Source organism: Vibrio sp. 704, assembly GCF_033339295.1.
Genome location: NZ_JAWOUH010000007.1, coordinates 1 through 23,188, shown reverse-complemented (window position 1 = coordinate 23,188; position 23,188 = coordinate 1). Strand labels below are relative to the sequence as shown.

22 protein-coding genes are annotated in these 23,188 nt (G+C 45.1%); 8 read left to right on the top strand and 14 right to left on the bottom strand.

What is annotated here, in order from left to right; genetic code table 11:
* Positions 1–23: 23 nt before the first annotated feature.
* The 4 genes from ompV to R7R24_RS11965 all read right to left on the bottom strand — a co-directional run bounded on the left by ompV (position 24) and on the right by R7R24_RS11965 (position 3,938).
* Positions 24–800, bottom strand: coding sequence for an outer membrane protein OmpV (gene ompV / locus R7R24_RS11980; RefSeq protein ID WP_017635134.1), 777 nt, complete (start codon positions 798–800; stop codon positions 24–26).
* A gap of 221 nt (positions 801–1,021) precedes the next feature.
* Entirely contained in the window at positions 1,022–1,555 is a 534-nt protein-coding gene (locus R7R24_RS11975; protein ID WP_005373930.1) for a copper resistance protein NlpE, read from the bottom strand.
* A gap of 261 nt (positions 1,556–1,816) precedes the next feature.
* Positions 1,817–3,046, bottom strand: a complete 1,230-nt coding sequence (locus R7R24_RS11970) for a glycine betaine/L-proline ABC transporter ATP-binding protein (protein ID WP_191115942.1) — start codon at positions 3,044–3,046, stop codon at positions 1,817–1,819.
* Positions 3,039–3,938 (bottom strand): ABC transporter permease, encoded by a 900-nt coding sequence (locus R7R24_RS11965; RefSeq protein WP_053304614.1) that lies wholly within the window; start codon positions 3,936–3,938, stop codon positions 3,039–3,041. The genes R7R24_RS11970 and R7R24_RS11965 overlap by 8 nt, the downstream gene beginning before the upstream one ends.
* 500 nt (positions 3,939–4,438) lie before the next feature.
* Here R7R24_RS11965 and R7R24_RS11960 point away from each other — a divergent pair, with 500 nt between their 5' ends.
* The 3 genes from R7R24_RS11960 to nqrM are packed head-to-tail and all read left to right on the top strand — an operon-like array spanning position 4,439 to position 5,443.
* Positions 4,439–4,729, top strand: coding sequence for a DUF134 domain-containing protein (locus R7R24_RS11960; RefSeq protein WP_005373924.1), 291 nt, complete (start codon positions 4,439–4,441; stop codon positions 4,727–4,729).
* Complete coding sequence (locus tag R7R24_RS11955) at positions 4,726–5,232, top strand: NifB/NifX family molybdenum-iron cluster-binding protein (RefSeq protein ID WP_005387209.1); 507 nt, start codon at positions 4,726–4,728, stop codon at positions 5,230–5,232. The genes R7R24_RS11960 and R7R24_RS11955 overlap by 4 nt, the downstream gene beginning before the upstream one ends.
* 1 nt (position 5,233) lies before the next feature.
* On the top strand, positions 5,234–5,443 hold the full coding sequence (nqrM, locus tag R7R24_RS11950; RefSeq protein ID WP_191115941.1) for a (Na+)-NQR maturation NqrM: 210 nt from the start codon (positions 5,234–5,236) through the stop codon (positions 5,441–5,443).
* Here nqrM and R7R24_RS11945 read toward each other — a convergent pair.
* Positions 5,421–6,233 (bottom strand): aminoglycoside phosphotransferase family protein, encoded by an 813-nt coding sequence (locus tag R7R24_RS11945; RefSeq protein WP_191115940.1) that lies wholly within the window; start codon positions 6,231–6,233, stop codon positions 5,421–5,423. The two genes, nqrM and R7R24_RS11945, sit on opposite strands and share 23 nt — an antisense overlap.
* A 187-nt stretch (positions 6,234–6,420) precedes the next feature.
* Here R7R24_RS11945 and R7R24_RS11940 point away from each other — a divergent pair, with 187 nt between their 5' ends.
* Positions 6,421–6,615 carry a hypothetical protein gene (locus R7R24_RS11940; RefSeq protein ID WP_005373920.1) on the top strand — a complete coding sequence of 65 codons (195 nt, stop codon included), beginning with the start codon at positions 6,421–6,423 and terminating at the stop codon, positions 6,613–6,615.
* A 75-nt stretch (positions 6,616–6,690) separates the two neighbouring features.
* Here R7R24_RS11940 and fusA read toward each other — a convergent pair whose 3' ends face one another.
* The 5 genes from fusA to R7R24_RS11915 form a co-directional block, all read right to left on the bottom strand.
* On the bottom strand, positions 6,691–8,715 hold the full coding sequence (gene fusA / locus R7R24_RS11935; RefSeq protein ID WP_021452437.1) for an elongation factor G: 2,025 nt from the start codon (positions 8,713–8,715) through the stop codon (positions 6,691–6,693).
* Between the two features lie 293 nt (positions 8,716–9,008).
* Positions 9,009–10,001, bottom strand: coding sequence for an N-acetyl-D-Glu racemase DgcA (gene dgcA, locus R7R24_RS11930; RefSeq protein ID WP_206946944.1), 993 nt, complete (start codon positions 9,999–10,001; stop codon positions 9,009–9,011).
* 50 nt (positions 10,002–10,051) lie between these two features.
* Complete coding sequence (gene dgcN, locus R7R24_RS11925; protein ID WP_191115971.1) at positions 10,052–11,056, bottom strand: N-acetyltransferase DgcN; 1,005 nt, start codon at positions 11,054–11,056, stop codon at positions 10,052–10,054.
* Positions 11,057–11,157: 101 nt separating this feature from the next.
* Entirely contained in the window at positions 11,158–12,039 is an 882-nt protein-coding gene (locus tag R7R24_RS11920) for a LysR family transcriptional regulator (RefSeq protein WP_042523297.1), read from the bottom strand.
* Between the two features lie 154 nt (positions 12,040–12,193).
* Positions 12,194–13,402 carry an MFS transporter gene (locus R7R24_RS11915; RefSeq protein WP_042523295.1) on the bottom strand — a complete coding sequence of 403 codons (1,209 nt, stop codon included), beginning with the start codon at positions 13,400–13,402 and terminating at the stop codon, positions 12,194–12,196.
* Between the two features lie 201 nt (positions 13,403–13,603).
* On the opposite strand from R7R24_RS11915, the gene soxR reads away from it, so the two are divergent.
* Positions 13,604–14,038, top strand: coding sequence for a redox-sensitive transcriptional activator SoxR (gene soxR / locus R7R24_RS11910; protein WP_318119497.1), 435 nt, complete (start codon positions 13,604–13,606; stop codon positions 14,036–14,038).
* 9 nt (positions 14,039–14,047) lie between these two features.
* Here soxR and R7R24_RS11905 read toward each other — a convergent pair whose 3' ends face one another.
* Both R7R24_RS11905 and R7R24_RS11900 read right to left on the bottom strand, forming a co-directional pair.
* Positions 14,048–14,443, bottom strand: a complete 396-nt coding sequence (locus tag R7R24_RS11905; protein ID WP_005373896.1) for a DUF2391 family protein — start codon at positions 14,441–14,443, stop codon at positions 14,048–14,050.
* A 13-nt stretch (positions 14,444–14,456) separates the two neighbouring features.
* Complete coding sequence (locus R7R24_RS11900; protein WP_005373890.1) at positions 14,457–15,302, bottom strand: tetratricopeptide repeat protein; 846 nt, start codon at positions 15,300–15,302, stop codon at positions 14,457–14,459.
* A 200-nt stretch (positions 15,303–15,502) separates the two neighbouring features.
* Between R7R24_RS11900 and R7R24_RS11895 the strand changes: the two genes are divergently transcribed.
* Entirely contained in the window at positions 15,503–15,973 is a 471-nt protein-coding gene (locus R7R24_RS11895) for an ASCH domain-containing protein (RefSeq protein ID WP_191115937.1), read from the top strand.
* 54 nt (positions 15,974–16,027) lie between these two features.
* Here the strand turns inward: R7R24_RS11895 and R7R24_RS11890 are convergent, their stop codons facing one another.
* Both R7R24_RS11890 and R7R24_RS11885 read right to left on the bottom strand, forming a co-directional pair.
* The gene (locus tag R7R24_RS11890; RefSeq protein WP_191115936.1) at positions 16,028–16,615 is read right to left on the bottom strand and encodes a class I SAM-dependent methyltransferase; all 588 of its coding nucleotides are present in this window, start codon (positions 16,613–16,615) and stop codon (positions 16,028–16,030) included.
* Between the two features lie 90 nt (positions 16,616–16,705).
* Positions 16,706–18,223 carry a phospholipase D family protein gene (locus R7R24_RS11885; RefSeq protein WP_047102775.1) on the bottom strand — a complete coding sequence of 506 codons (1,518 nt, stop codon included), beginning with the start codon at positions 18,221–18,223 and terminating at the stop codon, positions 16,706–16,708.
* 518 nt (positions 18,224–18,741) lie between these two features.
* Between R7R24_RS11885 and R7R24_RS11880 the strand changes: the two genes are divergently transcribed.
* On the top strand, positions 18,742–19,899 hold the full coding sequence (locus R7R24_RS11880) for an efflux RND transporter periplasmic adaptor subunit (protein WP_005387110.1): 1,158 nt from the start codon (positions 18,742–18,744) through the stop codon (positions 19,897–19,899).
* Positions 19,900–19,912: 13 nt separating this feature from the next.
* Entirely contained in the window at positions 19,913–23,071 is a 3,159-nt protein-coding gene (locus tag R7R24_RS11875) for an efflux RND transporter permease subunit (protein ID WP_054579253.1), read from the top strand.
* Positions 23,072–23,188: the final 117 nt, after the last annotated feature.

The window sequence follows — 23,188 nt, the reverse complement described above, 5'->3', positions numbered from 1 at the left end:
TGGCTTTATAAGGGCGTATCGGATTAGAAGTTGTACGACACACTTGCGCCAACAACCCATTGGTTTGCACTATCAACGATAGAAGAGTCGCTGATACCGCTGCCTAGGCGCGTGTATTGTGTCATTTGGCTTACTTGCCAGTTGTCGTTGATTGGCATAACAAGTTTGTAGCCCACACCATAGCTTACCGTTGAATCACCTTTGTATGCTTTGCGGTTTGCGTTTGCTTCGCGTTGTTTTACACCAAAGTAGTAATCTACGTAGTCTTCACTTTGATAAGTTAGGTTAGCAAAAGGAACAAAATCAACACTACCGAATTTCATGATGTGGAAGTAAGTCGCGCCCGCTAAGTAACCTTTATAAGCACCACTGATATCGTGCTGAAGGTACGTAGAAATGACGTTGTTTTGATCCAGTGTAAAGTCTGCGTTTAAACCTAGATCGACGGCGAAACGGCGTTTATCTGTGCCTTTCAGGCTTTTCGCTGTATCACCGTCGCGCATTACACCGCTACCTACAAGGTAGGCACTCATGTTGATTAACTCATTGGTGTTACCGAAGAAGCGGTAGTTAATGCCACTTAGGTCGGCATTAAAGTCGTCACCATGGTAACCACCGTTGAGAATTGGTGCTGTATTATGCTTTTGATCTTTGAAAAGATCGCTGCCTTGAGCCACACCAGCTTCTACGTTCCAACCGCCTTCGTTGTTGTAGATATTACCGTTACGAATGTAAGTATCGCCAGCGAAAGCTGAGCCAGCAGCTGTCAAAGTAAGTAGTGCAATTAATGTTTTTTTCATCATTTTTCCGAGTTGTTCTGTTTTGTTTTGAACACTGTACAAAATGATGTTGTAAGCATCTATCGGCAAAGCGTATGGAAATGTAATGAATAATCAGGGTAAGAAGCGGAATGTTGCTTCAGAATAGAAAGGTTGCTGGAATAGCGTTCGTTAAAATAACGAAAAATCCGAGCTGGGGTGGCTCGGATTTGGGGTATTTATCAGGTATTGATACTAACTTCTTACTGTTTCGTTAAGTTGTATAGTGGTGCTAGGTCACCCGTTACTTTTTCGCCATTCATGTCTAGCTTCATAAGTACGTTTTCACCAACAAAGTATTGGTTTGGTGCATCTTCATTTGTCAACGTTACGATGCTGCCATTTGCGTCCCAAGTGAATTGACCTTCAGATTTTGATTGACCGTCTTCTTTGTCTTGGTAGCTTTCTTCAAGTACGTAAGTGCCATCTTGATTTAGTGTGATGGTCATATCGATACCAGCACAATCCGCGCAAGGTAGTGTTCCTTTGTAGGTGCCGTTCCAGTCCAGAGCACTTTGTGCGTTGTGTTCAGAGTCTACAAATGTCTCTTCAGTAATTACCTGTTCTTCTTCTACTGGTAACGTGTCAATTGTCTCAGTCGTAACGTCTGCACTGGTGGTGACTTCAGTTTCCGTTGCCTGAGGTACTTCAACTGCGCTTGTTTCGGCAGGTTTCTCATCTTGACAGCCTGCAAGAATGATTACCGCGCCTGTTAGTGCCAACATTGTCTTTTTCATTTTATCCCTCTTTAAATCAAGATTTTGTATGAGAGTAATAGTAGACATTTATCGAGGATTTGCGTCATCAAAAAGCAATAGAATGATCTAACTATGTCAATAAAACCGGATATGAGCATGAAATTGTCAGGAAAATCAGAACAATGTAAATGTTGATTTGGGTATCAAGCTCGAGCCCACAGATAAATATCTAAAAAGGGGAGTGGGAGCGAGTTAATTGATAACAGCCCACATTATTGTGAGGTGTATTATCAACATCATCTAAGAAACGTTATTGAAGCTTGAGCGTGAAGTGCCTCGTTTTGTGCTTCGTTGATCAGAAAACAGCTCCGCAATAACCTGACGATTTAATTCGCCTTTCAAATGGCCGTGCTCATCGATGACGGGCAGTGAATGTTCACACGACATGACTTCAGTCAGCACTTGCTCAATGGCTAAATGTGGAGAGATGATAGGCACCTCTTCATAGATATCATCACGCCAATCTGATAGGTGAGTTAACTTCGCTGCGTTTAGCAATCCTTGCTGTGTTATCACGCCTTGATAGCCTGCATTGGTCTCATGGTAGGCATAATCACGTTTAACACGTTTCATTTCACTCAGCGCATCTTCAATGGTTTCAGCGCGAACACAGTACGAAGGTGGCTGCATCAGCGTTTCGACCGTCAGTGCTCGCGCTCTATTGACGTCTTTTACAAAGGCTTCAACGTACTCATCGGCAGGATGCAGTAAAATTTCGTCTGGTGAACCTTGTTGGACAAGTTCACCGTCTTTAAGAATCGCGATGCGATCGCCAAGTCGAAGCGCTTCATCTAAATCATGAGTAATGAAAATAATGGTTTTGTGCAGCTTCTGTTGCAGCTCTACCAGCTGATCTTGCATTTCGCTCCGAATCAGAGGGTCCAATGCTGAAAAAGCCTCGTCCATCAACAGTATTTCGGCGTCGGTAGCCAGTGCCCGTGCAAGGCCCACACGCTGTTGCTGTCCACCCGATAGTTGAGCAGGATACTGGTGCTCATAACCCGTCAGTCCAACGGTTTCTAACCATTCATTTGCTTTTTCTAAGCGCGCCTCTTTATTCATTCCCTGAACTTCCAAACCATATGCGATGTTGTCGATAACAGTGCGATGAGGCAGCAAGCCAAAGCGCTGGAACACCATAGACATCTTGTGACGGCGAAACTGTTCAAGCTCTTTGTTCGAAAGTTGCATGACATCCACCCCTTCTACCAAAATCTGCCCCATGGTTGGATCGATTAATCGGTTGAAGTGGCGAATCATGGTGGATTTTCCAGAACCGGATAATCCCATAATGACAAAAATTTCACCCTTTTGAATTTGCAGGTTGATGTCTTTTAGTCCGACCGTGTGGCCCGTTTCCGCTAAAACCTGCTCTTTACTATGTCCCAACTTAACGCGCTCAATCACGCTATTGGGTCTGGTACCGAAGATTTTATAAAGACCGCTGATTTCGATAAGTGGACTAGTCATTTTTTGAATCTCCTAAATGAGCTTGAGTGCGTTTCGCATACGCTTGTGAAGCACGGTCAAAAAGGATTGCTAGGGCGACAATTGCTAAACCATTGAGAAGACCAAGAGTGAAATATTGATTGGTAATAGACTTTAGAACAGGCTGACCTAAACCTTTTACCCCAATCATTGATGCGATGACCACCATTGACAGTGCCATCATGATCGTTTGGTTAATTCCCGCCATGATGGTTGGCATTGCAAGCGGAAGCTGAACCCCAAAAAGCCGTTGCCGAGTGCTGGCACCAAATGCGGTTGCGGCTTCCAATACTTCTTTATCAACTAGACGAATGCCCAAATTGGTTAAACGAATAACCGGTGGAATCGCGTAGATCACTACTGCGATAAGGCCAGGAATTTTCCCAATGCCCAATAACATCACAACTGGAATGAGATACACAAATGCCGGCATGGTTTGCATGACGTCGAGTAATGGTGTTACCACCGACTGAATGCGATTAGAGCGCGCCATAGCGATGCCGATAGGGATACCAAGTGCGATGGCAAGCATAGTACATACAGTGATGATACTGAGCGTGCGCATAGTATCTTCCCACATTCCAAAATAGCCAATCAGAATCAGCGAACCAAAACATGCAGCGGCCAGTTTCCAAGAGCGGCTAGCGGCATAAACGAGAGTGGTGCAGACACCTAAAATAATGAACCAAGGTGTAGAAATCAGAAGTTTTTCAAACCAGACAAGAAACGCCAGGAGCGGATCAAACAGAGACTCAATGAGTTCACCATACTCGCGAGAGAAATCTCTGTAGGCGCCGTCGAGTGTTTTGCGAATCGCCCTGAGATCAGAGGCATCCATTTCCGGGAATTCGCTGAGCCAATTTGAGTCAGACATATGTACTTCCTTTTTCTGATATACCTAAGCGCTTTCAAGAAACTTAATTTGGCAAGAAGAGTAGGGCACCTAGGCCAAGTAATGGTCGTTCGACAGGTTCTTTATCGAACGTATTACTCTTTAAGCTCAGGCGAATATCGTCAAACTTCTCTTTTTCGTTCCTTAGGTATACATCCTTTAAAATAAAACAATCATTAGTGTTCAAACTAATGATTTGCTTGGATTATAGTTTTTCTTCTTCAATAAAATGAACACATTAGCGTGTATTTGTATGAAAAATCTGCGCAAACTAACGTTTTTATTATCCGGTTAATTAGAATTGATCTTTTTGCTCGTTTGTCATCGAAATTTCTAAATTATTAGATGTCTAATTAATGCTGATGTATTACGTATTTGTCGTGTTGATTTTTGCAAACTTAGTTTATTGGCATATGCTAAAAATGTTATTGGCATATGCCAGTTTAAGGCGTAATTTGACTCTGTGTTTTTGAGGGACAATGATGGCAAGACCAAAGATAGAAAGACGAATATGCGGACGTGCGGCTCACCACTGCTTTAAGCCCAATGGCATTCCATTTAATCAGTTGGAGCAAGTCGCCATATTACCAGAAGAGTTAGAAGCGCTACGTTTAGCCGACTTAGAGGGGCTTAGCCAGCAGCAAGCTGCGGAGCAGATGGGCGTTTCTAGACAAACTTTTGGTAACACAGTAAAAAGTGCAAGATTGAAAGTCGCAAAAAGTTTAGTTGAAGGTCATGCATTAGTTTTTCCGAATGAGGAGTCAAACTTATGATTTATGCTATTCCTAATGATGGTGAGCGGGTGGCAAACCACTTTGTAAAAGCACCATACATCGCTATTTATTCTGATACTGACGGTATGCTAAAAAACTTAGCGAACATTGCTTCTATGCCACAAGCGGGTTGTAATGCGAAGTCTCAGTTGATTCAGTCTCTACAAGGGTACAATGTGGATGCTGTTCTTGTGCGAAATATTGGTGAACGTGTATTGGCAAAGCTACTTAGCAGTGGCACGCCAGTATTTAGGCTGTCTACTCGTAGTTCATTGGAAGATGTGCTTGCGGTTCCAAGAGAGCCTTTGATTGAGCCCTCTCAAGGACGCCCATCAAACAATCATAAGAAAAGTGTTCACAAACAAAAAGGCGGCTGCGGCTCCTGTGGTTGTGGTGGCCAAAAATCAAAACCCTCCTTGTTGGCAAGACCTAAAGCGCTACTCAAAGCAACATCTAGCCCTGCTATACTTAAGCTAGAGTCGATGGCTAATAAGGCAGGTTAATATGGTTTGGTTATTTACCTTTCTTGGTTTTCTCGCAATCATGTTGTTGATGTCACTTGGCGTCATTTTTCATAACAAGCGTATTCAAGGAAGTTGCGGCGGTTTAAACAACGTCGGTGTTGATAAAGTATGCAACTGCGAAACCTCATGCGAAGAACCTGAAAGGCGTTTATATCAAATCTCAGAGCCTAACTCATCACCTGAGCGCTAAGGCTTTTGGCCCATTGCGGCAAGGTTTGCCGAAACCAGTCCAAATACTTGCTGGTCTGCGGATTCTCTCTGGAGACCAGTATGTTGACTACCTCGACAACGATCCACGCTTTTGCTAGTCCGATATCGCGCGCCAATTCTGTTGTTTCACCTTTCTCTGCGCACTTTATATATTTGTCTGCTACGTTCAAGTAATCATCAAATGTGCCCATGCCCTCGATGAGCGGTGCTAAATCTATCGCGACATGCCCTATAGAAAAGCGCTCCCAGTCGAACAGCACCAGCTCGCCATTTTCGCGCTGTCCCCAGTTTCCTGCATTGGTGTCTCCGGAGATCAAGTTCTGCCTATCAAAAAGGTGCGCCGATCGTTGTTGTAGCTGGTGGAAGAACTGTTCTGTCTCTGAGCCCAGTTTAAGTGTAGTGAGTGCTTGTTGAGTCGCTTGTGGTATCCACTGGTGGCGGTGATAAACACCATCTGATGTTGGTGGAAGTCGGTGCAGTTTGACGAGTTGTTCAATGACTCGATTATCTTCAAGTAAGAATGCTTGCTCGACTGCGTGGGGAACGTATTCAATGTACAGAACGTTTTTCTGGTCGTCGAGTTGAATCAAGCGCGGTACGTGTATTCCAAGCGCGTTAAACTGCTCGGCATAGCGTTGATAAAACGCCACTTCTATTTGAGTAGGGTTACGTTTTTCTATTACTTGGACGCCATCTTTTTCGATGAGAAAAACTTTGGCACTACCCATTTGGTTGAGTTCTTGTTGCGACACCGGACTTCCTGTCTTCATGTAGAGAGAGCTCACCTTAATCGCTGCACTCACTTTTGCCAATAGCCACGACAAAGTGCCTCAAAAATATTAAATGCAACCGTTTAAATATGATTTTGCTGTGAGTGTCTAAATTTTACACAGTCTCGCCTGTACTCCGATAAATTCGTTCTACGCTTACTATTCGTCTTAATAAAGGAGAACCAAAATGGCTGTAATGAAGCAGGATATTCCAAATCGTGTAACGGTTTACCATGACAATATCGATCAAGAACAAGAGCTGAAAAATGCGATGCTGCCAGAGAAACCGCGCTACTTTAACGGTGCTCCGACTTACAAAGCGAACAGCATCGAAGAGTTTGAAAGCAAAATCAGTCAGATAGGTTTGTCTCTCGATAAATAATTTTTCTTTTACCTAAAAGCGCCCTCAAAATGAGGGCGCTTTTTTGTTTATGTGATTGATTTGAATCGTAGGGAATTAACCTTGTTGTGCACTGCCTTGGCAGACCTGTTTTTGCACTGCTGGTGGCGCGGGCTCGTAATGGCTTAAAGTCATACTAAAACTGCCTTCACCACCCGTGATGGAGCGCAATCGACGAGCGTAATCTTGCAGCTCGTTTACAGGTGACTTGGCTCTGAGTAAGGTGAAGCTGCTGTCGATTGGCTCGGTGCCTTCGATTAAGCCTCGGTTTCCAGATAAATCTCCAGAAACATCGCCAACGTTCGCGGTTGGGATGTGCAGTTCCATCTGGACAATGGGTTCTAGCACAATAGGATCGGCGTTGTTAATCGCATCTAAAAAGGCTTTCTTACCTGCGATGACAAATGCAATTTCTTTCGAATCGACGGAGTGATATTTACCGTCATAAACGGTGACTTCCACATCCTTAATTGGGTTGCCAGAAATCGCGCCTTCCTCTAACGCTTGCAAAATACCTTTTTCAACAGCAGGAATGAGCGCGGTTGGGATGGCGCCACCCACCACTTTGTTGATGAACTTAAATCCGGCACCACGTTCGAGTGGACGAACCTTCAATTGCACTTCACCAAACTGGCCTGCACCGCCACTTTGTTTTTTGTGTCGATAATGCCCTTCGGCAGGTTTGGTGATGGTTTCAAAGTATTCGACGCTTGGTTGGCAGGTTTCGACGTCCAGTTTGTACACGTTCGCCATCTTTTCTAATGCGACTTTGAGGTGAAACTCCCCTTGGCCGCTGATGATGGTTTCGTTGGTGCGAGCGCGATGTTCGATGCGCAGCGAAGGATCTTCACTGGCAATTTTATTCAGCACATCTCCTAATTTTTGCTCATCTCCACGCTTAAGAGGCTTCAAGCACAAAGAATACATGGAGTCAGGAAGGTCCAACGTTTTGAGTTGAACACCATCTTCTTCGTGAGAGTCATGAACGATTGAATCGAATTCGAGATCATCCACTTTGGCTAAAACGCAGAAGTCGCCTGCTAGCGCGCGAGGGATCTCGGTTCTATCTTTGCCCTGCAGTTGATATAAGTGCCCAACTTTAAATGCCTTGTTGCTTTCGCCAATATAAAGCTGGCTGCCCGCATTGATTTCACCCTGATACACACGTAAGTAGGCAAGTTTTCCCATATATGGGTCGACGCTGACTTTGTACACGTGTGCGACGGTGTGCTCTAAGGTTTCGCAATTTACTTTGATTTTTTTGCCGTTCTTTTCCAGTAGAGGAGGGTTACCCTCGTTTGGCATGGGCATGATCTCCGCCAAGGTGCGCAGCAGCAACTCGACGCCCGCGCCGGTTTGTGCTGAGACAAAACAGACCGGAATCACATGTCCAGTTCTCAGTGCTTCTTCAAACGGATCATGCAGTTGCTCTGCGGTGAGTTCGGAGCCTTGTTCCAGATACAGTTCCATCAGTTCTTCATCGACTTCGATGACTTGGTCAATTAAGGTCTCATGAGCTTCATCTACTGTTGCAAGTAAGGTCTCTCGTCCCAATTCTGGTTCGAAATAGCAGTCAACTACAGATTCTCCGTCAGCCGAAGGTAAGTTGATCGGCAAGCAGTGGTCACCAAAATGCTCAACGATGTTCCCCATCAATCTTTCTAACTGATTACCGTGGTTATCGAGCTTATTGATGATGATCATCTGACATTTTTGCTGCTCTTTAGCAAAGGTGAATAAGCGATCGGAAGTTTGGTTGAGTGGCGTTTGAGGGTCGATGACAAGGGCGGATGTTTCAACGGCGGGAAAAACGCTGATCGTACGGCCAAGTAACTCGTTTTGTCCCGGAGTGTCGATGATATTGAGCCGGTGTTTATTCCAGCGCAGTGCGACTGGCGTTGCTTCAATACTGTGTTGATATTGGATGGATTGAGGGTCGAAGTCGGTAACGGTATCGCCTTTTTCTACGCTGCCTAAATGGTGCGTGGCATCGCAGGTGAAGAGCAGTTTTTCTATCAGCGTGGTTTTACCGGTCCCGGTTTGGCCGACAAAAGCGATATTGCGTATTTTGTTGATAGGCATAGAGCCTCCTTGCAAGATGGCGTGAAAAACCTACGAATTGCTAGGAAGTGGGTTGCTATAGAAACCCACGCACTGCATTGGAGTAGGGCGGGATTACCGCCTATTCGTTTTCCACGTCATTTTCCGGATGACTCGATGCATAAGACCACCTTCTTGGACTACTGGAATCTTAGCATGCCTCAATAACCATATAATTTATGTGACTTATTTCATGATGGAGCTGATTGTTTTTTAATCGAGATCATAAACTCAGAGGTTCTGACTTTTGGAGCAAAACCTCTGGATTGTTTAGGCTATTTGGAAAGAACGATTTCGCCGTCGCGATAAACCAAGCTTGGCGTTACATCTTGTCCGAGCAACACCGGGCCATCAAGATCGACAACGCTTGCCTGAGCAGCAATGGGTAAGGCAGCACGCATCGCAAGCGACGTCCCCAACATACAACCGGACATGAGGCTAAAACCGAGTTTTTGGGCGTCGTCGGCTAATAATAGTGCTTCAGTGAGCCCGCCAGTTTTATCTAGCTTAATATTCACCATTTCATATTTTCCAACCAGCTGATGTAATTGCTCTCTGGTGTGACAACTTTCATCGGCGCAAAGTGGAATGGGGTGCGGAATGCTGGCGAGTACGTCATCGCAGTCTTGTGGCAACGGTTGTTCGATCATGGTGATGTCTAGCGGTTCGAGTTGAGCAAATACCGTCGCGAGGTCGAGGCTTTGCCATGCTTCATTCGCATCTAAAACAATTTGCGCGTGCGGCGCGGCATCGCGTACTGCTGCAACGCGCTCAATCACGTTTTCACCATCCAGTTTTACCTTAAGCAGTTTTGCGCCTTGGCTAAGGTAAGCTTGCGCCTGTTTTGCCATCGCTTGCGGCGTGTCGATAGAAACCGTCATCGCCGTCACAATCGCCTCGGGTAACGTAAAGAGGTCGTGAACCTGTTGCTTGTGGCTCAAAAGCGCGTGAAGATGCCAAAGGGCGCAATCCAATGCATTTCTTGCCGCCCCCGCGGGCAATAACGATTGAAGCTGGCTTTTGAGAACCATGACATCAGCTTCGCCTTTGGCATACAAACTTTGCAGTTCATGTGCGGCGTGAGGAATCGCCTTAATCACCGATTCAACCGATTCACCATAACGAGGGTATGGCGTGCATTCACCTTGGGCTGTCATGCCTCGATGTTCAATTGTCACTCGGACTAAGTGGCACTCTGTCCGACTGCCGCGAGAGATGCGAAATGGTGTCGCCATGGCAAGCGTGACAGGTTCTACATGAATTTTCATCTCACTAGTTTTCCCTAAACCGCAGTTATTTTCTAAACCGTAAATGTTTCTTAAATCGTAAGGAGCCTATCTGCAACCGCATCAACGCCAAAACGTACAGGGTCGGTGACGGGCACTTGGTATTTGTCGCTCCAATCCTGGCATAACTGGGCTGCATCTTCTTCGCTGACCGCCGAAGTGTTCAAGCAAATACCCACTAATTGAGCGTTTGGATTTGTTAGGCGAGCAGCGGCCAGATTCGCTTCTATCGTTTGTTCAATGGTTGGCAAGCTCGCATGTGGTAAGTTGCGGATGTGCGGGCGACCAATCTCATGGCACAGTATCAGAGCGTCAGCTTGTGCGCCGTGAAGTAAGCCCAAACTTACGCCAGCAAACGAAGGGTTAAACAATGAACCTTGCCCTTCGATGATGTCCCAATCGTGATCGGTGAACTTAGGGCTGATCGCTTCTACTGCGCCGGAGATAAAATCGGCAACTACGGCATCAATCGAAATGCCACTGCCTGCGATGAGAATTCCGGTTTGACCCGTTGCTTTGAACTCTGCACGACAGTTTTTACGCTTCAATGCATGCTCAATGGCAAGGGCAGAGTACATTTTGCCAACGGAGCAATCTGTCCCTACAGTAAGTACTCGCTTGCCTGCGCGAGCTTTGCCATTGCCGACCTTGAGCGGGGCATCATAATGACGAACATCATATAGTTTGGTTAATCCGCGTTGTTCTAGATCGGCAAGAGGAGCAAATTCCGCCAAACGTTGGTGCATGCCCGATGCAATTTCAAATCCCATCTCTGCCGCTTCAAGTAAGGTTGCTTGCCAAGCTTCGGGAATGACGCCTCCTGGATTTGCCGTGCCGAGCACCAGCGTTTTTGCTCCTTGCTGCTGCGCTTGTTGTATTGTCATGTCGGTTAAACCAAGCGATACGGTTTCTGGCGTCAGGCGGATTTGGCCAAGACAAATCTCAGGTCGCCATTGATATATGCCACGTGCGGTTTTTGCTGCGAGTGGATCGGTTACATCGCCAAGAAAAAGTAGGTAAGGTTGAGCAATTTGCATGATGGTTCCCTTCGTCATCGTTATTGCTCATTAATGTAGCCAGACTGATTTAGGAAACCGAATGCTTATTTGTTAGGCAGGTATAACTTCAGGTTATACCTTTAAACCATCTGTTGTTTTAGGGCGGTGATAAATTGCTTTGTCGCAATGGATTGAGGTGTGTGCTCTGCGAATAAAATAGAGACAGAGAAGGACATATTTGGCTCCAAAGCATGCACGGAAACGGCATTATCTTGGCGATATTGTTTTGCAGTCCAAGGGTCTACAATCGCGAATCCTGCTTCGTTTTTCACCAGTTCAGCCGCCGCGGAGTAGCTGCGGACGGTAATGGCATGTTGATAATGCTCGTCACGCGCTGACAAGGTTTGATGTAACAGCAAGCCCAGAGGGTCTCGGCTATCTAAACCGATAATGGGTAAATCGTGACTGATGAGTTCTTCTAAAGTGACGGTTTTTTCTGTGGGTATCGCTGCGCTTTTAGGGGCAATTAGCGCCAAGTTTTCTTTTAATAACATGTGTCCCATGATCGCTGGTGGCGTTTCTTCACCGAACGCAATGGCGACATCCAATTCATGTTTCAGTAAACCTGAGCACAGCTCATCGCGATTGGCCGTTAAGAGCTCAAAGGAGATGCTGTGCTCTTTCGACAACAACGCGACAGTCGGCGTTAACAAGTGTGCGGCCAAAACAGGCGGAGCACCAACTCGTAAATGTTGAGTTCCCTGTTTGACTTTGTTGGTCAGAGAGCGAAATTGTCCGAGTTGTTGATAGACTTTTTCAGCCTCTGGCAATAAGGCTTTGGCTTCTTGAGTTGGAACGAGACGGCCCTTTACACGCTCAAATAAAGCGAAGCTCAGTTGTTGTTCTGTATGGGCGAGAACTCGAGTGACATTAGGTTGGGAAACGTGCAGTAAGCGAGCCGCGCCTGACACCGTTCCTGCTTGCATAATGGCGTAAAAGACTTCTAATTGCCTTAAGTTCACTGCGATTTCTCTCTGCTCATGTTGGTCACCTCAGAATACCCAACCTTGCTGATAAGCGATAGAGGCAAAAGTGCTGGCGTAAAAAATAGGAAGACGATGTTGGTTGCCTTCCTATCTCGCTTTTTCAATTTCTCAACTTCTCAATTTCTATGCTTCACTTTGCTGCTGCATGAAGGGGCAGGTCGTTAAACGGCTCGACGTCTCGGCTGAGTAATCCCATCAAAATCACTGCTAATACCATGACAGCAGCTGCGATTGCAAAACCGTATTGTGTTAGTTCGTAATGACTCAATATTGCAATCAGGACGTAACTGAGAGATTGAATGGTGGTGGCAAACATGCTGATGCCGCCATCGACGCGACCTCGTTGATGAACCGCTACGGTGTGATGCATCCAGTTGACTCTCGCAATGCGATTTAGCGCGTTAAATACGCCAAACAGCGCCGTAAACAATAAGATGGTCAGCGGGCTCATCGCAAAACTCATCCCGATAAGCGCAAAAGAGACCATAACCATCGAAGCGAACATAATGTGGCTATGGGAGGAACGGCTTAGCACTTTGGTGACAATAAAGCCGGTTAGCAACGAGCCGAGGCCAAAACTGATGTTGAACCCTGCAAACCAATCGCCAGAGATGCCTTGTTCAGAAAACCAAATCGGCACCAGTTTGCTCAAATACGTCAATGCAGGATAAGAGAGGCAAGAGAGCAGAATAAAGCCATAAAATCGGGGTTCGAGGCGGAATATTTGTTTGCTCTCTTTGAGTTGCGCGATGAAAGCAACGGATTTTGATGCCCTTAATTGTTGGGTATAAGGCGTCAGAATATAGAACATCGCTGCTAACGCAGAGGCGCTGGCCGCAAACAAAGCAAACTCTTTCATACCCCACATTTCAAGCAAAACAATACCCAACGCGCCAGCTCCGAGGGTTGTGGATTGCATTACAATTTCTTGCTGACCCGAAATTTTCGCATACTCATGGTGCTGATAATTTTCTTGGGTGAAAGCGTTGTTGGTCGTCCATGCAAAATTACTCGAAACCCAATACACCAATTGTGCAAAAGCCAGCAACCAGTGTGACTCGAACCCTAACCAATAAGCAATGAACACCACCAAAGCCATACCCGATTGAATCCATTGATTGAGCACGAGTAGTACTTTGCGTGAATGTCGGTCAATTAAAGTGGAAAAGAAAGGCGTTGCTAGAAAAGAAATCGCGGTGCAGCTCAGAGAAACTAAAGCGACGAATGTACCCATGTTAGGTTCGGAAAGCATGACCCATGGCAGTGCCATCATGAATAAGCCAGAGGAAATGCTGTCGAAGAAGCGGCCAGCTAAGTACGGCTGAGTTTTATTTTTCATTATGTTTGCCTCTAACTCCCGATGGATTTCAAAAGGTTGATGTCCAACTGTCTTGTGTTTAACAACCAAGTCGTTCGCGCTGAACACATTATCTTGAGATCGCCGGGGTTTAGCGTTAATTAAGATGGTGCAACTTTAAAACCTCAAGTAAACTTGAGGTAAAGCATTTTTTTAACAAAATTGATACACAGGGAGTCAAGGATGGAAATCAGCGTAGGAGAAGTGGCAAAACGTTCTGGAGTGAAAGTATCTGCCCTACATTTTTACGAGCAAAAAGGACTGATTTCGAGTTGGAGAAATCAAGGTAATCAGCGTCGCTACCATCGCAGTGTGTTGCGCCGTGTTGCGGTGATCAAAGCAGCGCAGCAAGTTGGGTTGTCGTTAGAAGAAATTAAACATGCGTTAGATGAACTGCCGAAACACCAAGCCCCTAACAAAGCGCAATGGGAAGAAATGGCAAGCCATTGGCATGAACAGTTAGAACAAAAGATTCAAAAACTTAAAGCGTTGCAAAACGATTTAGGCGGATGCATTGGCTGCGGGTGCTTGTCGTTAGAAACCTGCGCACTGCGAAACCCAGAAGATGTATTAGGGAAAGAACACTCGGGGTCGAACTTAACGTTAGAAGAAGAGTAGCGATTATCTCTATTCTTTGTCGAAACTGTCGACTACGATCGCGCCCATCGAAGCAGGCATTGTGATGACGATAACGCGCTTTATCGCAACCAAAGGCTCATTCATGAGTGGCAGCTTATCAAGACAGAAAAGAACTAACGCTACCACAACGGCCGCAATGAGGTACGCGATAACCACACGAAAAATAAAGATGGATACGCGATTCTTGATGTGGCTTTGAAACACGCTTTGATACGCGAAAAAACTGAGGAAAATGACAGAAAGACTTAACAGCATGAGCAAGTTTGCCATTGGTAGGCTCTCACCCAATCGCCACGCCTCCTCCGAAAATGAGATCGGGACTGCTAGGGCAAAAGCACCAACCAATACTTGGCTAGCGTCTTCTAGATTAAAGTGGCTGCTCATGCTGTTTATTCCATTATTCGCTTGCTAGATGTAAGAGCTTTTCAAAACGCTCATTACCGTGCAGCAATTCGAGGTCTCGTTCTTCTGCAAGTAAATCACGAATGGATGGGCTGTATTCAATTGCGCGTTCCAAGTCTTCAATAGCTTGCTCTTCGATACCAAGGCGAGAGTATGCACACGCGCGTTGATACAGTGCAGGGCCGTTGGTGTAATCGACTTCAAGTACGCGGTTACAAATGCTAAGTGCCCAATGGTATTCGTTGATTTCCATCGCTGCGTCGGCTTTGTAAGTCAACGCTTCTAAATCACCTGGACGAATTAATAAGATTTCATCATAGATTTCAATACGTTGTTCTGGAGTTTGAGAGCTTTGTGCACGTAGCCATAAGTTATGGATCTCGTTGATTTTCTCAATCTCTTTGTTGTTTTCACTGATAATGCGAGTTTTGCGTTTTAAATCTCGCTCAAGGGCGACAAACTTTTTCTCGTATTCTTGGGCGATCTTCTCCAATCGTTTATCAGCCATCTCTTTGGTGTTGTGTTTAAACTCGCGCAGAGATTGCCATCCGACAAAGGCAATCAGCGATGCGACACCAGCAATGATGTAGAAGAAGTATGTAACGGTCACGTTGGCATAGTTCAACGATTTATCTGCGACCGTTAGCTCGCGATCGGTGATCTCTGTGATCATTCGCTTTTCTAGGCTTTGATAGTCCTGACGCAGCGCTTTTAGTTCATCTAAAATATAGCGTTCCATTAATGGTCTATCTAACAGATCCGATTCTGAATACTTTTCCTCCGATGCCATTGTTGGCAAGGCAAGTATCAGCGAGAAAAAAATACCAATAAATAAGCGCATATAACGTCCTTTCACGAGAAGAGTACAGATAGACCATGCAACAATAGCAAATAGCACAAACGTTTAGCAAAGTTATTACAAAAGAAATAACAGTCGTCTTCGTAGAAGTCATATTCTTGTTGTTTTTCAGTTTGTTCCTGGTGGTTATTTGTTGTGATATCTTTTATCCTCCTTGCGAATTTATGATTAATGGAGTGAGCATGGACGCGCGAGCTAAGGATTACTTAGAACAATTCCTAGAATTATTATCACCAGAACAAAGGGAAGCTGTACCATCAGTCAGTGCTGACTATTATTGTGCCGATGAACACAACGCGAATGTATGCGCAGACTTGGTTCGTATTGGACAGAAAACAGCATCGTGCAGTTTGGAGCTTTGGTATCGAGAGCATGGTGAAATCATGCCCCAAGTCGGTCATTTACAAGTAGTGACGAATTGGGATGGGGACCCGGTTTGCGTGATACGAATTACTGACGTAAGTACATGCAAATATGAGGATGTAACCGCAGAGTTTGCCTTCGCAGAAGGCGAAGGTGATAGAACCTTAAACTGGTGGCGTGATGCACATACTGCATTTTTTAAAGCTGAATGCGATGAGTTGAACATCGATTGGCATGAGAAACGTACGCTGGTTTTAGAGCGTTTTGAAGTGGTGTATCCCGTCAATTAATCTCTGATAGCAGCACTGATTTGAAGTGCTGCTTTCTTTATTGAGAGACCATTTTTAGCGCTTTCGAGCGGTCACACTAAACATGTGCCAATGTTTTTGGCTTCCGACTACAGTGGTCCCGTCTTCATCTCTTTCATGCAATGAAATGAGGTCGTAACCTTCGAATAAGCTTTCCACTTCCTTTTTCGTTAATGCGGTAATGTTTGGATGCATTTCGGAGGTCACCCAGGAGTCTTTCACTCCCAAGAAATCGCCGCAGAAGATACCGCCCGGTTGTAATGCGCTGTCTATTTTTGTCCAGACTTGTTTGAAGCCTTTGTCAGGGCAAAAGAACAAACTGGCATTTGCGATAACCAAGCTGCACTGAGGATAATTAAACTCAGTAAAACAGCACTGCGAAACCGAAAATCGTTTGTTACCTTCAAAGCGTGTTAAACAAGTTTTTACTGCATCTTCATTGCTATCACATGCGTGAACCTTAAATCCCTTTTCGAGGAGAAAGTGGCTGTCTCGACCTATTCCGCAGCCAATATCAAGAGCGACTTTGCCTTCTATCTTAAGTCGATTTACGGCATTTTCCACGCTTGGGCGGTGAGGTTGGCTTAAAATTTTCTGATAGTATTCATTCCATTGCGCTGGCATTGAACTTCCTTATGTTGGTTGTGTCCCCTGCCCAAAACTAGCGTCCATTTTGTTTTGCTTGACTGGGGAGGTTTGCAGTATTGGCAGCTGTTATAGCTGATCTTCAATCGGTAATATTCCGGAGAACCAAGCGCCCATTTTTCGCCATACTCCTGCTTCTGGTTCGGAGTCGTATTCTTCGCCTGTTTTTACGTCGGTCCAGACAATGTCCCCGTCGCGCAGAGTTAAGGCGTAGGCGTTACTCGACAGTTGATTCGGCAGTTGTTCTAGAAACATTTGCACATATTCTGGCTGTTCGATAACAACGGCCATTTCGGTATTCAAAGCGGCCGAACGTGGGTCCCAGTTCATCGAACCAACGAAAAGTGTTTTGTTATCAATCGTCATTGCTTTAGCGTGTAAACTTGCTCTGCTACTCCCCGTGAGGCTCCACTTACTTTTGAGTTTCGCGCTCGCTTTTACTTCCCAAAGCTTGATTCCAGCTTCGAGTAGATCTTTTCGATATTTTGCGTACCAACCATGCACGGCAAACACATCGTTAGACGCGAGGCTGTTGGTCACAATCGTGATATCAACGCCTCGCTTGGCCGCGTTACTTAATGCTTGAGTACCTGCTTCAGTTGGAACGAAATAAGGAGAAATGAGCACAAATGAATCCTCAACACTTTTAACCAATTCCGACAAATTATCAATAAGTTGGCTCTCTCGGGTCGCGACTTTATCGGGCAGATCAAACCATACTTTCGCTTCTCCCCAGTAGAGCTTGAGTTTGCCTTGTTTTAGATCTTGGTACATATCCAGTTGGGTGAAGTCATAGCGGCCGGTTGAAAACTTTTCCTCTAACCGGAGTTTATTGACCTGCTTTTGAATCGCTTGGTCGGTAATTTGCTGTGAATTCGGTGTAATCCATTCCATTGGTATCGAATAGGCGCTATTCCAGTAGAGGTCGAACTGATCGGCAGTTTGTTGTACCGCCTCACCATAGAGCAGAAGATCAAAATCACCAAACTCAACTTGCGATTCAAAAGAGAAGTATTCATTGCCGATATTTCTACCTCCGACAATGGCGGAAACACTGTCTGCAATCAGAGACTTATTGTGCATACGACGATTAAGGCGTTCAAAATCGCTAGCAAGAGCGAACCAACGGGAGTCGCGATACTGATGCGGGTTAAATAAGCGGATTTCTATATTAGGATGTGCATTGAGGGCAGCCATCACATCGTCGTTTCGCTTTTGCATATCGTCAAGCAACAGCCTTACTCGAACACCACGCTTTGCCGCTTCATACAAGCGCCACGTTATTAGCTGACTCGTTTCGTCACCGCGGTAAATATAGTATTGAAGATCAAGGCTTTTCTGGGCGGACTCGATCAAAGAGGTTCGAGCAAGAAGGGCATCGTGTCCCTGATTTAACGGTGCAAAGCCAGTTATAGACTTAGGATCTCTCCCGTAAGCTTCAAAGTACTGCGCAAGAACAGAATCCTTTTGATAACCGAGCTGAAAGCTGGTGGACTTTTCACTGGCGTCATTCAACGATACGGATGAGCATGCCGATAAAATAGTGAGCAGCGAGGGGAAGAGCAACTTGGCGAGTGTTTGTAACAAAGCACATTTCCTTGTCTTACAGAGTGTTACCTACTCCAAATTATAGACTTAAGCTGACGCCACATGCACCCAGAACCGTTTTATAACGAGCGATTAATCAATGAATTGCCATAGAGCCTGCACTAAGTTCAACTTTTAGAGCGCAGATAATCATTTATTTTAATTATCATTATGGCCGTATTGGTCATAATCACTAATATCTGGTGATTATGACCAATAGCACACTGGATAAAATAATGCTTTTTATATAACCATATGATTTTTAATAAATAAATGCTTGGCATGTCATTTGCTGTTTAGAACAAAAGTTAAGTCAGAGCAACTTGCGCAGTTGGTTAATTTTTTGTTAATTTTATTAACTTTGAATTGGCAATAACTATCTAGTTAGCTGCTTAAAAGACTAGGCAAGTGCCGCTTTGATGTTTATTCAAATTCAATTCTCTCACCACCATGCTTACCGGGAGCAATGGACTGAATAAAAGTGTGGTGTTGAAAACAACAATAAAAAAGGATTTTCGATGTTAGCAAAACCCATATTACGTTGGCTTTTACCCTTCGTCGTCGTTGGAGGCTCTTATGCAGGATATGCTGCAATTGCCGCAACTGCGCCGGAAAAAGAGTCAACCAAAGATGCAATTACAGAACCTACTGTTCAGGCTTCTTCTCTTTTTCCTACCGATCACAAAGTGGTGATTACCAGTCACGGTGAATTAGTCCCTTTTGAAAAAACACACCTTTCCGCGCAAGTTAGTGGTGAAGTTACGAGTTGGCACCCGAATTTTGTGACGGGTGGCATCGTAAAACGAGGAGAGGTTCTTTTCACAATTGAAAGTGACAACTATGAAGCGTCGGTTTTACAAGCTGAAGCCGATTTAGCTAGTGCACGCGCAAACTTGATTGAGGAACAAGCGAAAGCCGAAGTGGCAAAACGTCAGGCAAAGAGACTGAGCGATAAGCAAGTGACGGATCTGTATTTACGCAAGCCTCACGTTTTGAGCGCACAAGCGCAAGTGAAGTCGGCTCAAGCGGCACTCAAACGAGCAAAAAGAGAGTTAGAAAATTGCAAAGTCGTTGCACCTTACGATGCGCTGGTTGTTGAGCGTGATATTGGTGTTGGTCAATTTGTTACATCTGGTTCTCGAGTTGCCACGTTAAACAACATCGAAGTGGCAGAGGTGCACGTACCCATTGCCGGTTTTGATAGTGCATTTTTACCCGAATCCATTGGTGAACTCACTGCGACAGTGACGCAGCAAGGTGTGTTTTCTACCACTAGAGAAGGTCGAGTAGTTCGTGATCTAGGCATGATTGATAGCGCTACCCGAATGATTAACATGGTCATTCAAATCGCGGACCCATACGGTGTCGATAACCAGCAGCCTCCAATTAAATTCGGCTCCTACGTTGAAGTGAGCTTCACTGGTAAGGAACTTAAGCACATCTACCGCTTGCCACAGGAATTAGTTAAAAACCGTACCGTGTGGGTGGTGAATGGCGATAATCAACTTCAACCCAGAACTGTCACGGTTTTGAGAGCAGAAGGTGAGTTTTTGTTGGTGGGCGAAGGCTTAGAGCAAAGTGATAAGTTGGTACTGACCTTACCAGAGTACCCTCAAAAAGGCATGGCGGTACAAATCGCAAAAAAGAGTGACGACTCCGAAACCGTCGTACAGTAAGTAGGAGTTTGTCATGGAAGATACTAAACAAAAGGGCTTAATTGCCTATTTTGCGAATAACCCCGTCGCTGCCAACCTTTTGATGGTGTTCATCATTATCATGGGTGTGGTGAGTTTTATCTTTATTCAAAGGCAGATGTTTCCGAATATTGAGGTGAACTACATTGATGTTCGTGCGACTTATCCTGGCGCTTCTCCTCAAGAGATAGAAGAGAGTATTCTCGTTAAGGTCGAGGAATCGATTAAAGACGTCACCGGGATTAAAAAAGCAGTCTCAACGGCCTCTAGAGGTAGCGCGTATGTTTCTATCGAGGTAGACGTTAATGCCGATATCAAGCGTGTCTTAGATGATGTAAACCAACGTATTGATACATTGTCTAACTTACCAGCGGGTATGGAACCAATCAATGTTTACCAAGTTGAATGGCGCCAAGATGTAATCGAAATGGGATTAGTTGGGGACCGACCGCTCGAGGAGCTTAAACCGATCGCTAAGCAAATCGAAGATGAATTACTTCAGTTAGAAAACGTCATGCTGGTGTACCTGAGTGCGCCAGAAGAAGAAATAGCGATTGAAGTTGACCCACTTGTTCTTCGTAAATACGACCTTACGTTGAGCGATATCAGCAGCGCGATCAGCCGTTATTCAGCTAACTTTTCTGCGGGCGAAGTAAAAACAAATTCAGGGATGATTGCAGTAAGGATTGAAAACCAATACTACCGTGGTGATGAGTTTAGAAATATTCCTGTAAAGCTTGGCGCAAATGGTGCGAAGGTTTTACTGCAAGATATAGCCACGATCAAAGATGGTTTTACGGAAGAAGAGCGCTATTTTGAATACTCAGGGCAAAATGCGATCTACATGTCTGTTGAAGCAACTCGTGATCAGAACATTATCCCTGTTGCACAGTCCGTTCGTAATTATATTGAAGCAAAAAACAAGACATTGCCGCAGGATGTTAAGCTCAAAGTCTTAGTTGATACGACTTATTATTTAAATGGGCGTCTCGACATGATGTTGAAAAACTTGCTGCAAGGCGCTGCATTAGTCGCGATTATGCTGACCATTTTCCTACGTTTCCGCTTGGCTATGTGGGTAATGATTGGGCTACCTGTCTGTTTTCTCGGTGCCGTAATGATGATGCCTGCATTAGGGATCACGGTAAACATAGTGTCTCTTTTTGCCTTCATTATGGTGCTCGGTATTGTAGTTGATGACGCCATCGTGATGGGAGAGAGCGCTTACAGCGAAATTGAAGAAAAAGGCGGTGGCGTCGAAAACGTGGTTCGTGGTGTAAAACGTGTTGCCACACCAGCCACTTTCGGTGTGTTAACCACAATTGCTGTGTTTGCTCCTTTCTTGTTGTCTAGTGGTATTGATAGTGCCTTCTTTTATGGTATCGCGGGGGTCGTGATTCTTTGTTTGATCTTCAGTTTGATTGAATCGAAGCTGATCCTTCCTGCACACCTTGCGCATACTCATTTTAAGCCAGTTAAACCAGGTGGCTGGCGTGACCGATTTAACCAACGTTTTTTTGGTTTTGTAAATGGTCCATATCGTAACTTTGTAACAACATGCACCCATTGGCGCTGGACAGTGTTTGCGGTGTTCTGTGGTTTACTGCTGATCAGCGCGGCTTTGATCAACGCGAATTATGTTCGGGTGATCCCTAACCCTAAAGTGCCGACCGACTATCCTGCGATCACTATTGAAATGAATGATACCGTTTCAAGTGAGCAGACAATCAGTGCACTCAAGACTATTGAACGTATCATGCAAAAGATCGAATCTGAGACCATTGCGGAACATGGTCAAGGAATGATTCGTGATGTGCTGTCGTACAACAGAAGCCGCACCGAAGGTCGTGTATTAGTACCTCTGGTTGATGAAGAGTTACGCCCGTTCAATACATTTGAACTGGCTCGACGTTGGCGTGAAGCTATGCCTGTTATTCCAGGTATGAAGAGCATCAAAATCCGCGAGCAGAGTGCGGGTGGTGGTGACAGAGATGAGTTTGGTTACTTGTTGTTTGGTTCTAACATCAATGAGCTCAACAAGGCTGGGCGTTACTTGATAGAGCGTTTACAGCAGGAAGAAGGGTTATATGATATTTCATCTTCTATTGATTCTGGAAGCAAAGAAGTACTCCTGTCTCTTGCGCCTGTAGCGTACGATCTCGGTCTGGATCTCACCATGATCGCAGAGCAAGTTGGTGGCAGCTTTTATGGTGGCGAAGCACAGCGCATTATTCGTGATGGTGAAGAAATTAAAGTTATGGTGCGTTACCCGCAATTGACGCGTGAAGCATTCTCATCATTGCGTTACGCTGTGATTACCACACCAGCAGGTAAGAAGGTCATGTTGGGTGATGTGGTGAAGATCAATGAGCAGCCGGGCGTGAGTAGCATTCGACGTGAAGGCGGGTATCAAACCGTTTATGTCTATGGTTCCATAGACGAAGAATTGGTTGAACCTCAAGAAATCGTTAAGGTCATTGACGACAATATCTTACCGGACATGAAGCAAGCCTTCCCAACTGTGAAAACAGAATTGGGCGGTGATATTGAAGAGCAGGCTGCGCAGCGTAATGAACAGATTTTGTTCTTTATTGCAGGCATGATCATCGTCTACATCTTGTTAGCTGTACCGTTAAAAAGTTATACCCAACCTTTGATTGTAATGTCCGTCATTCCGTTTAGTCTGACGGGGGCGATTTGGGGCCATTTCTGGCTAGGTTTAGACATCAGTATGATGTCGACATTTGGTTTGATCGCCGCTGCTGGCGTGGTTATTAACGACTCTCTGGTTATGACAGATTACGTAAACCAAGTGAGAGAAAAGGGTATGAACATCAAACAAGCGGTTGTTGAGGCGGGTTGTGCTCGTTTTCGAGCTATCACGCTCACCTCAATAACGACGTTTGCGGGTGTATTGCCGATAATGTTTGAAACGAGTTTGCAGGCGCGTTTTGTCATACCGATGGCTGTCGCTTTGGGCTTTGCGGTGTTGTACGCAACGGTTCTGACTTTAGTGTTGGTGCCTTGTTTGTATTTAATGCTTGAAGATATTAAAAATATTTTCAGATCGATTAAGAGGTTTATCCATCGTTTGATTAATCGTTTCAGAAAGTCGCCAGTGACGTCGAGCGTTGAAGCAAGCGTATCGAGTTAACAAGCTTGATATTAACGATTAGGAGCAGCCTTCGGGCTGCTTTTTTGTTTTCAGCCCTAAACCACCTACTTCAGTAGGTGGTTATCATCCGTTTCGGCTTTGCCTGTAAAACTACTC

Coding starts and splice junctions, on each gene's coding strand:
- ompV (WP_017635134.1), bottom strand. CDS start 800: ATGAAAAAAACATTAATTGCACTACTTACTTTGACAGCTGCTGGCTCA.
- R7R24_RS11975 (WP_005373930.1), bottom strand. CDS start 1,555: ATGAAAAAGACAATGTTGGCACTAACAGGCGCGGTAATCATTCTTGCA.
- R7R24_RS11970 (WP_191115942.1), bottom strand. CDS start 3,046: ATGACTAGTCCACTTATCGAAATCAGCGGTCTTTATAAAATCTTCGGT.
- R7R24_RS11965 (WP_053304614.1), bottom strand. CDS start 3,938: ATGTCTGACTCAAATTGGCTCAGCGAATTCCCGGAAATGGATGCCTCT.
- R7R24_RS11960 (WP_005373924.1), top strand. CDS start 4,439: ATGGCAAGACCAAAGATAGAAAGACGAATATGCGGACGTGCGGCTCAC.
- R7R24_RS11955 (WP_005387209.1), top strand. CDS start 4,726: ATGATTTATGCTATTCCTAATGATGGTGAGCGGGTGGCAAACCACTTT.
- nqrM (WP_191115941.1), top strand. CDS start 5,234: ATGGTTTGGTTATTTACCTTTCTTGGTTTTCTCGCAATCATGTTGTTG.
- R7R24_RS11945 (WP_191115940.1), bottom strand. CDS start 6,233: ATGAAGACAGGAAGTCCGGTGTCGCAACAAGAACTCAACCAAATGGGT.
- R7R24_RS11940 (WP_005373920.1), top strand. CDS start 6,421: ATGGCTGTAATGAAGCAGGATATTCCAAATCGTGTAACGGTTTACCAT.
- fusA (WP_021452437.1), bottom strand. CDS start 8,715: ATGCCTATCAACAAAATACGCAATATCGCTTTTGTCGGCCAAACCGGG.
- dgcA (WP_206946944.1), bottom strand. CDS start 10,001: ATGAAAATTCATGTAGAACCTGTCACGCTTGCCATGGCGACACCATTT.
- dgcN (WP_191115971.1), bottom strand. CDS start 11,056: ATGCAAATTGCTCAACCTTACCTACTTTTTCTTGGCGATGTAACCGAT.
- R7R24_RS11915 (WP_042523295.1), bottom strand. CDS start 13,402: ATGAAAAATAAAACTCAGCCGTACTTAGCTGGCCGCTTCTTCGACAGC.
- soxR (WP_318119497.1), top strand. CDS start 13,604: ATGGAAATCAGCGTAGGAGAAGTGGCAAAACGTTCTGGAGTGAAAGTA.
- R7R24_RS11905 (WP_005373896.1), bottom strand. CDS start 14,443: ATGAGCAGCCACTTTAATCTAGAAGACGCTAGCCAAGTATTGGTTGGT.
- R7R24_RS11900 (WP_005373890.1), bottom strand. CDS start 15,302: ATGCGCTTATTTATTGGTATTTTTTTCTCGCTGATACTTGCCTTGCCA.
- R7R24_RS11895 (WP_191115937.1), top strand. CDS start 15,503: ATGGACGCGCGAGCTAAGGATTACTTAGAACAATTCCTAGAATTATTA.
- R7R24_RS11890 (WP_191115936.1), bottom strand. CDS start 16,615: ATGCCAGCGCAATGGAATGAATACTATCAGAAAATTTTAAGCCAACCT.
- R7R24_RS11880 (WP_005387110.1), top strand. CDS start 18,742: ATGTTAGCAAAACCCATATTACGTTGGCTTTTACCCTTCGTCGTCGTT.
- R7R24_RS11875 (WP_054579253.1), top strand. CDS start 19,913: ATGGAAGATACTAAACAAAAGGGCTTAATTGCCTATTTTGCGAATAAC.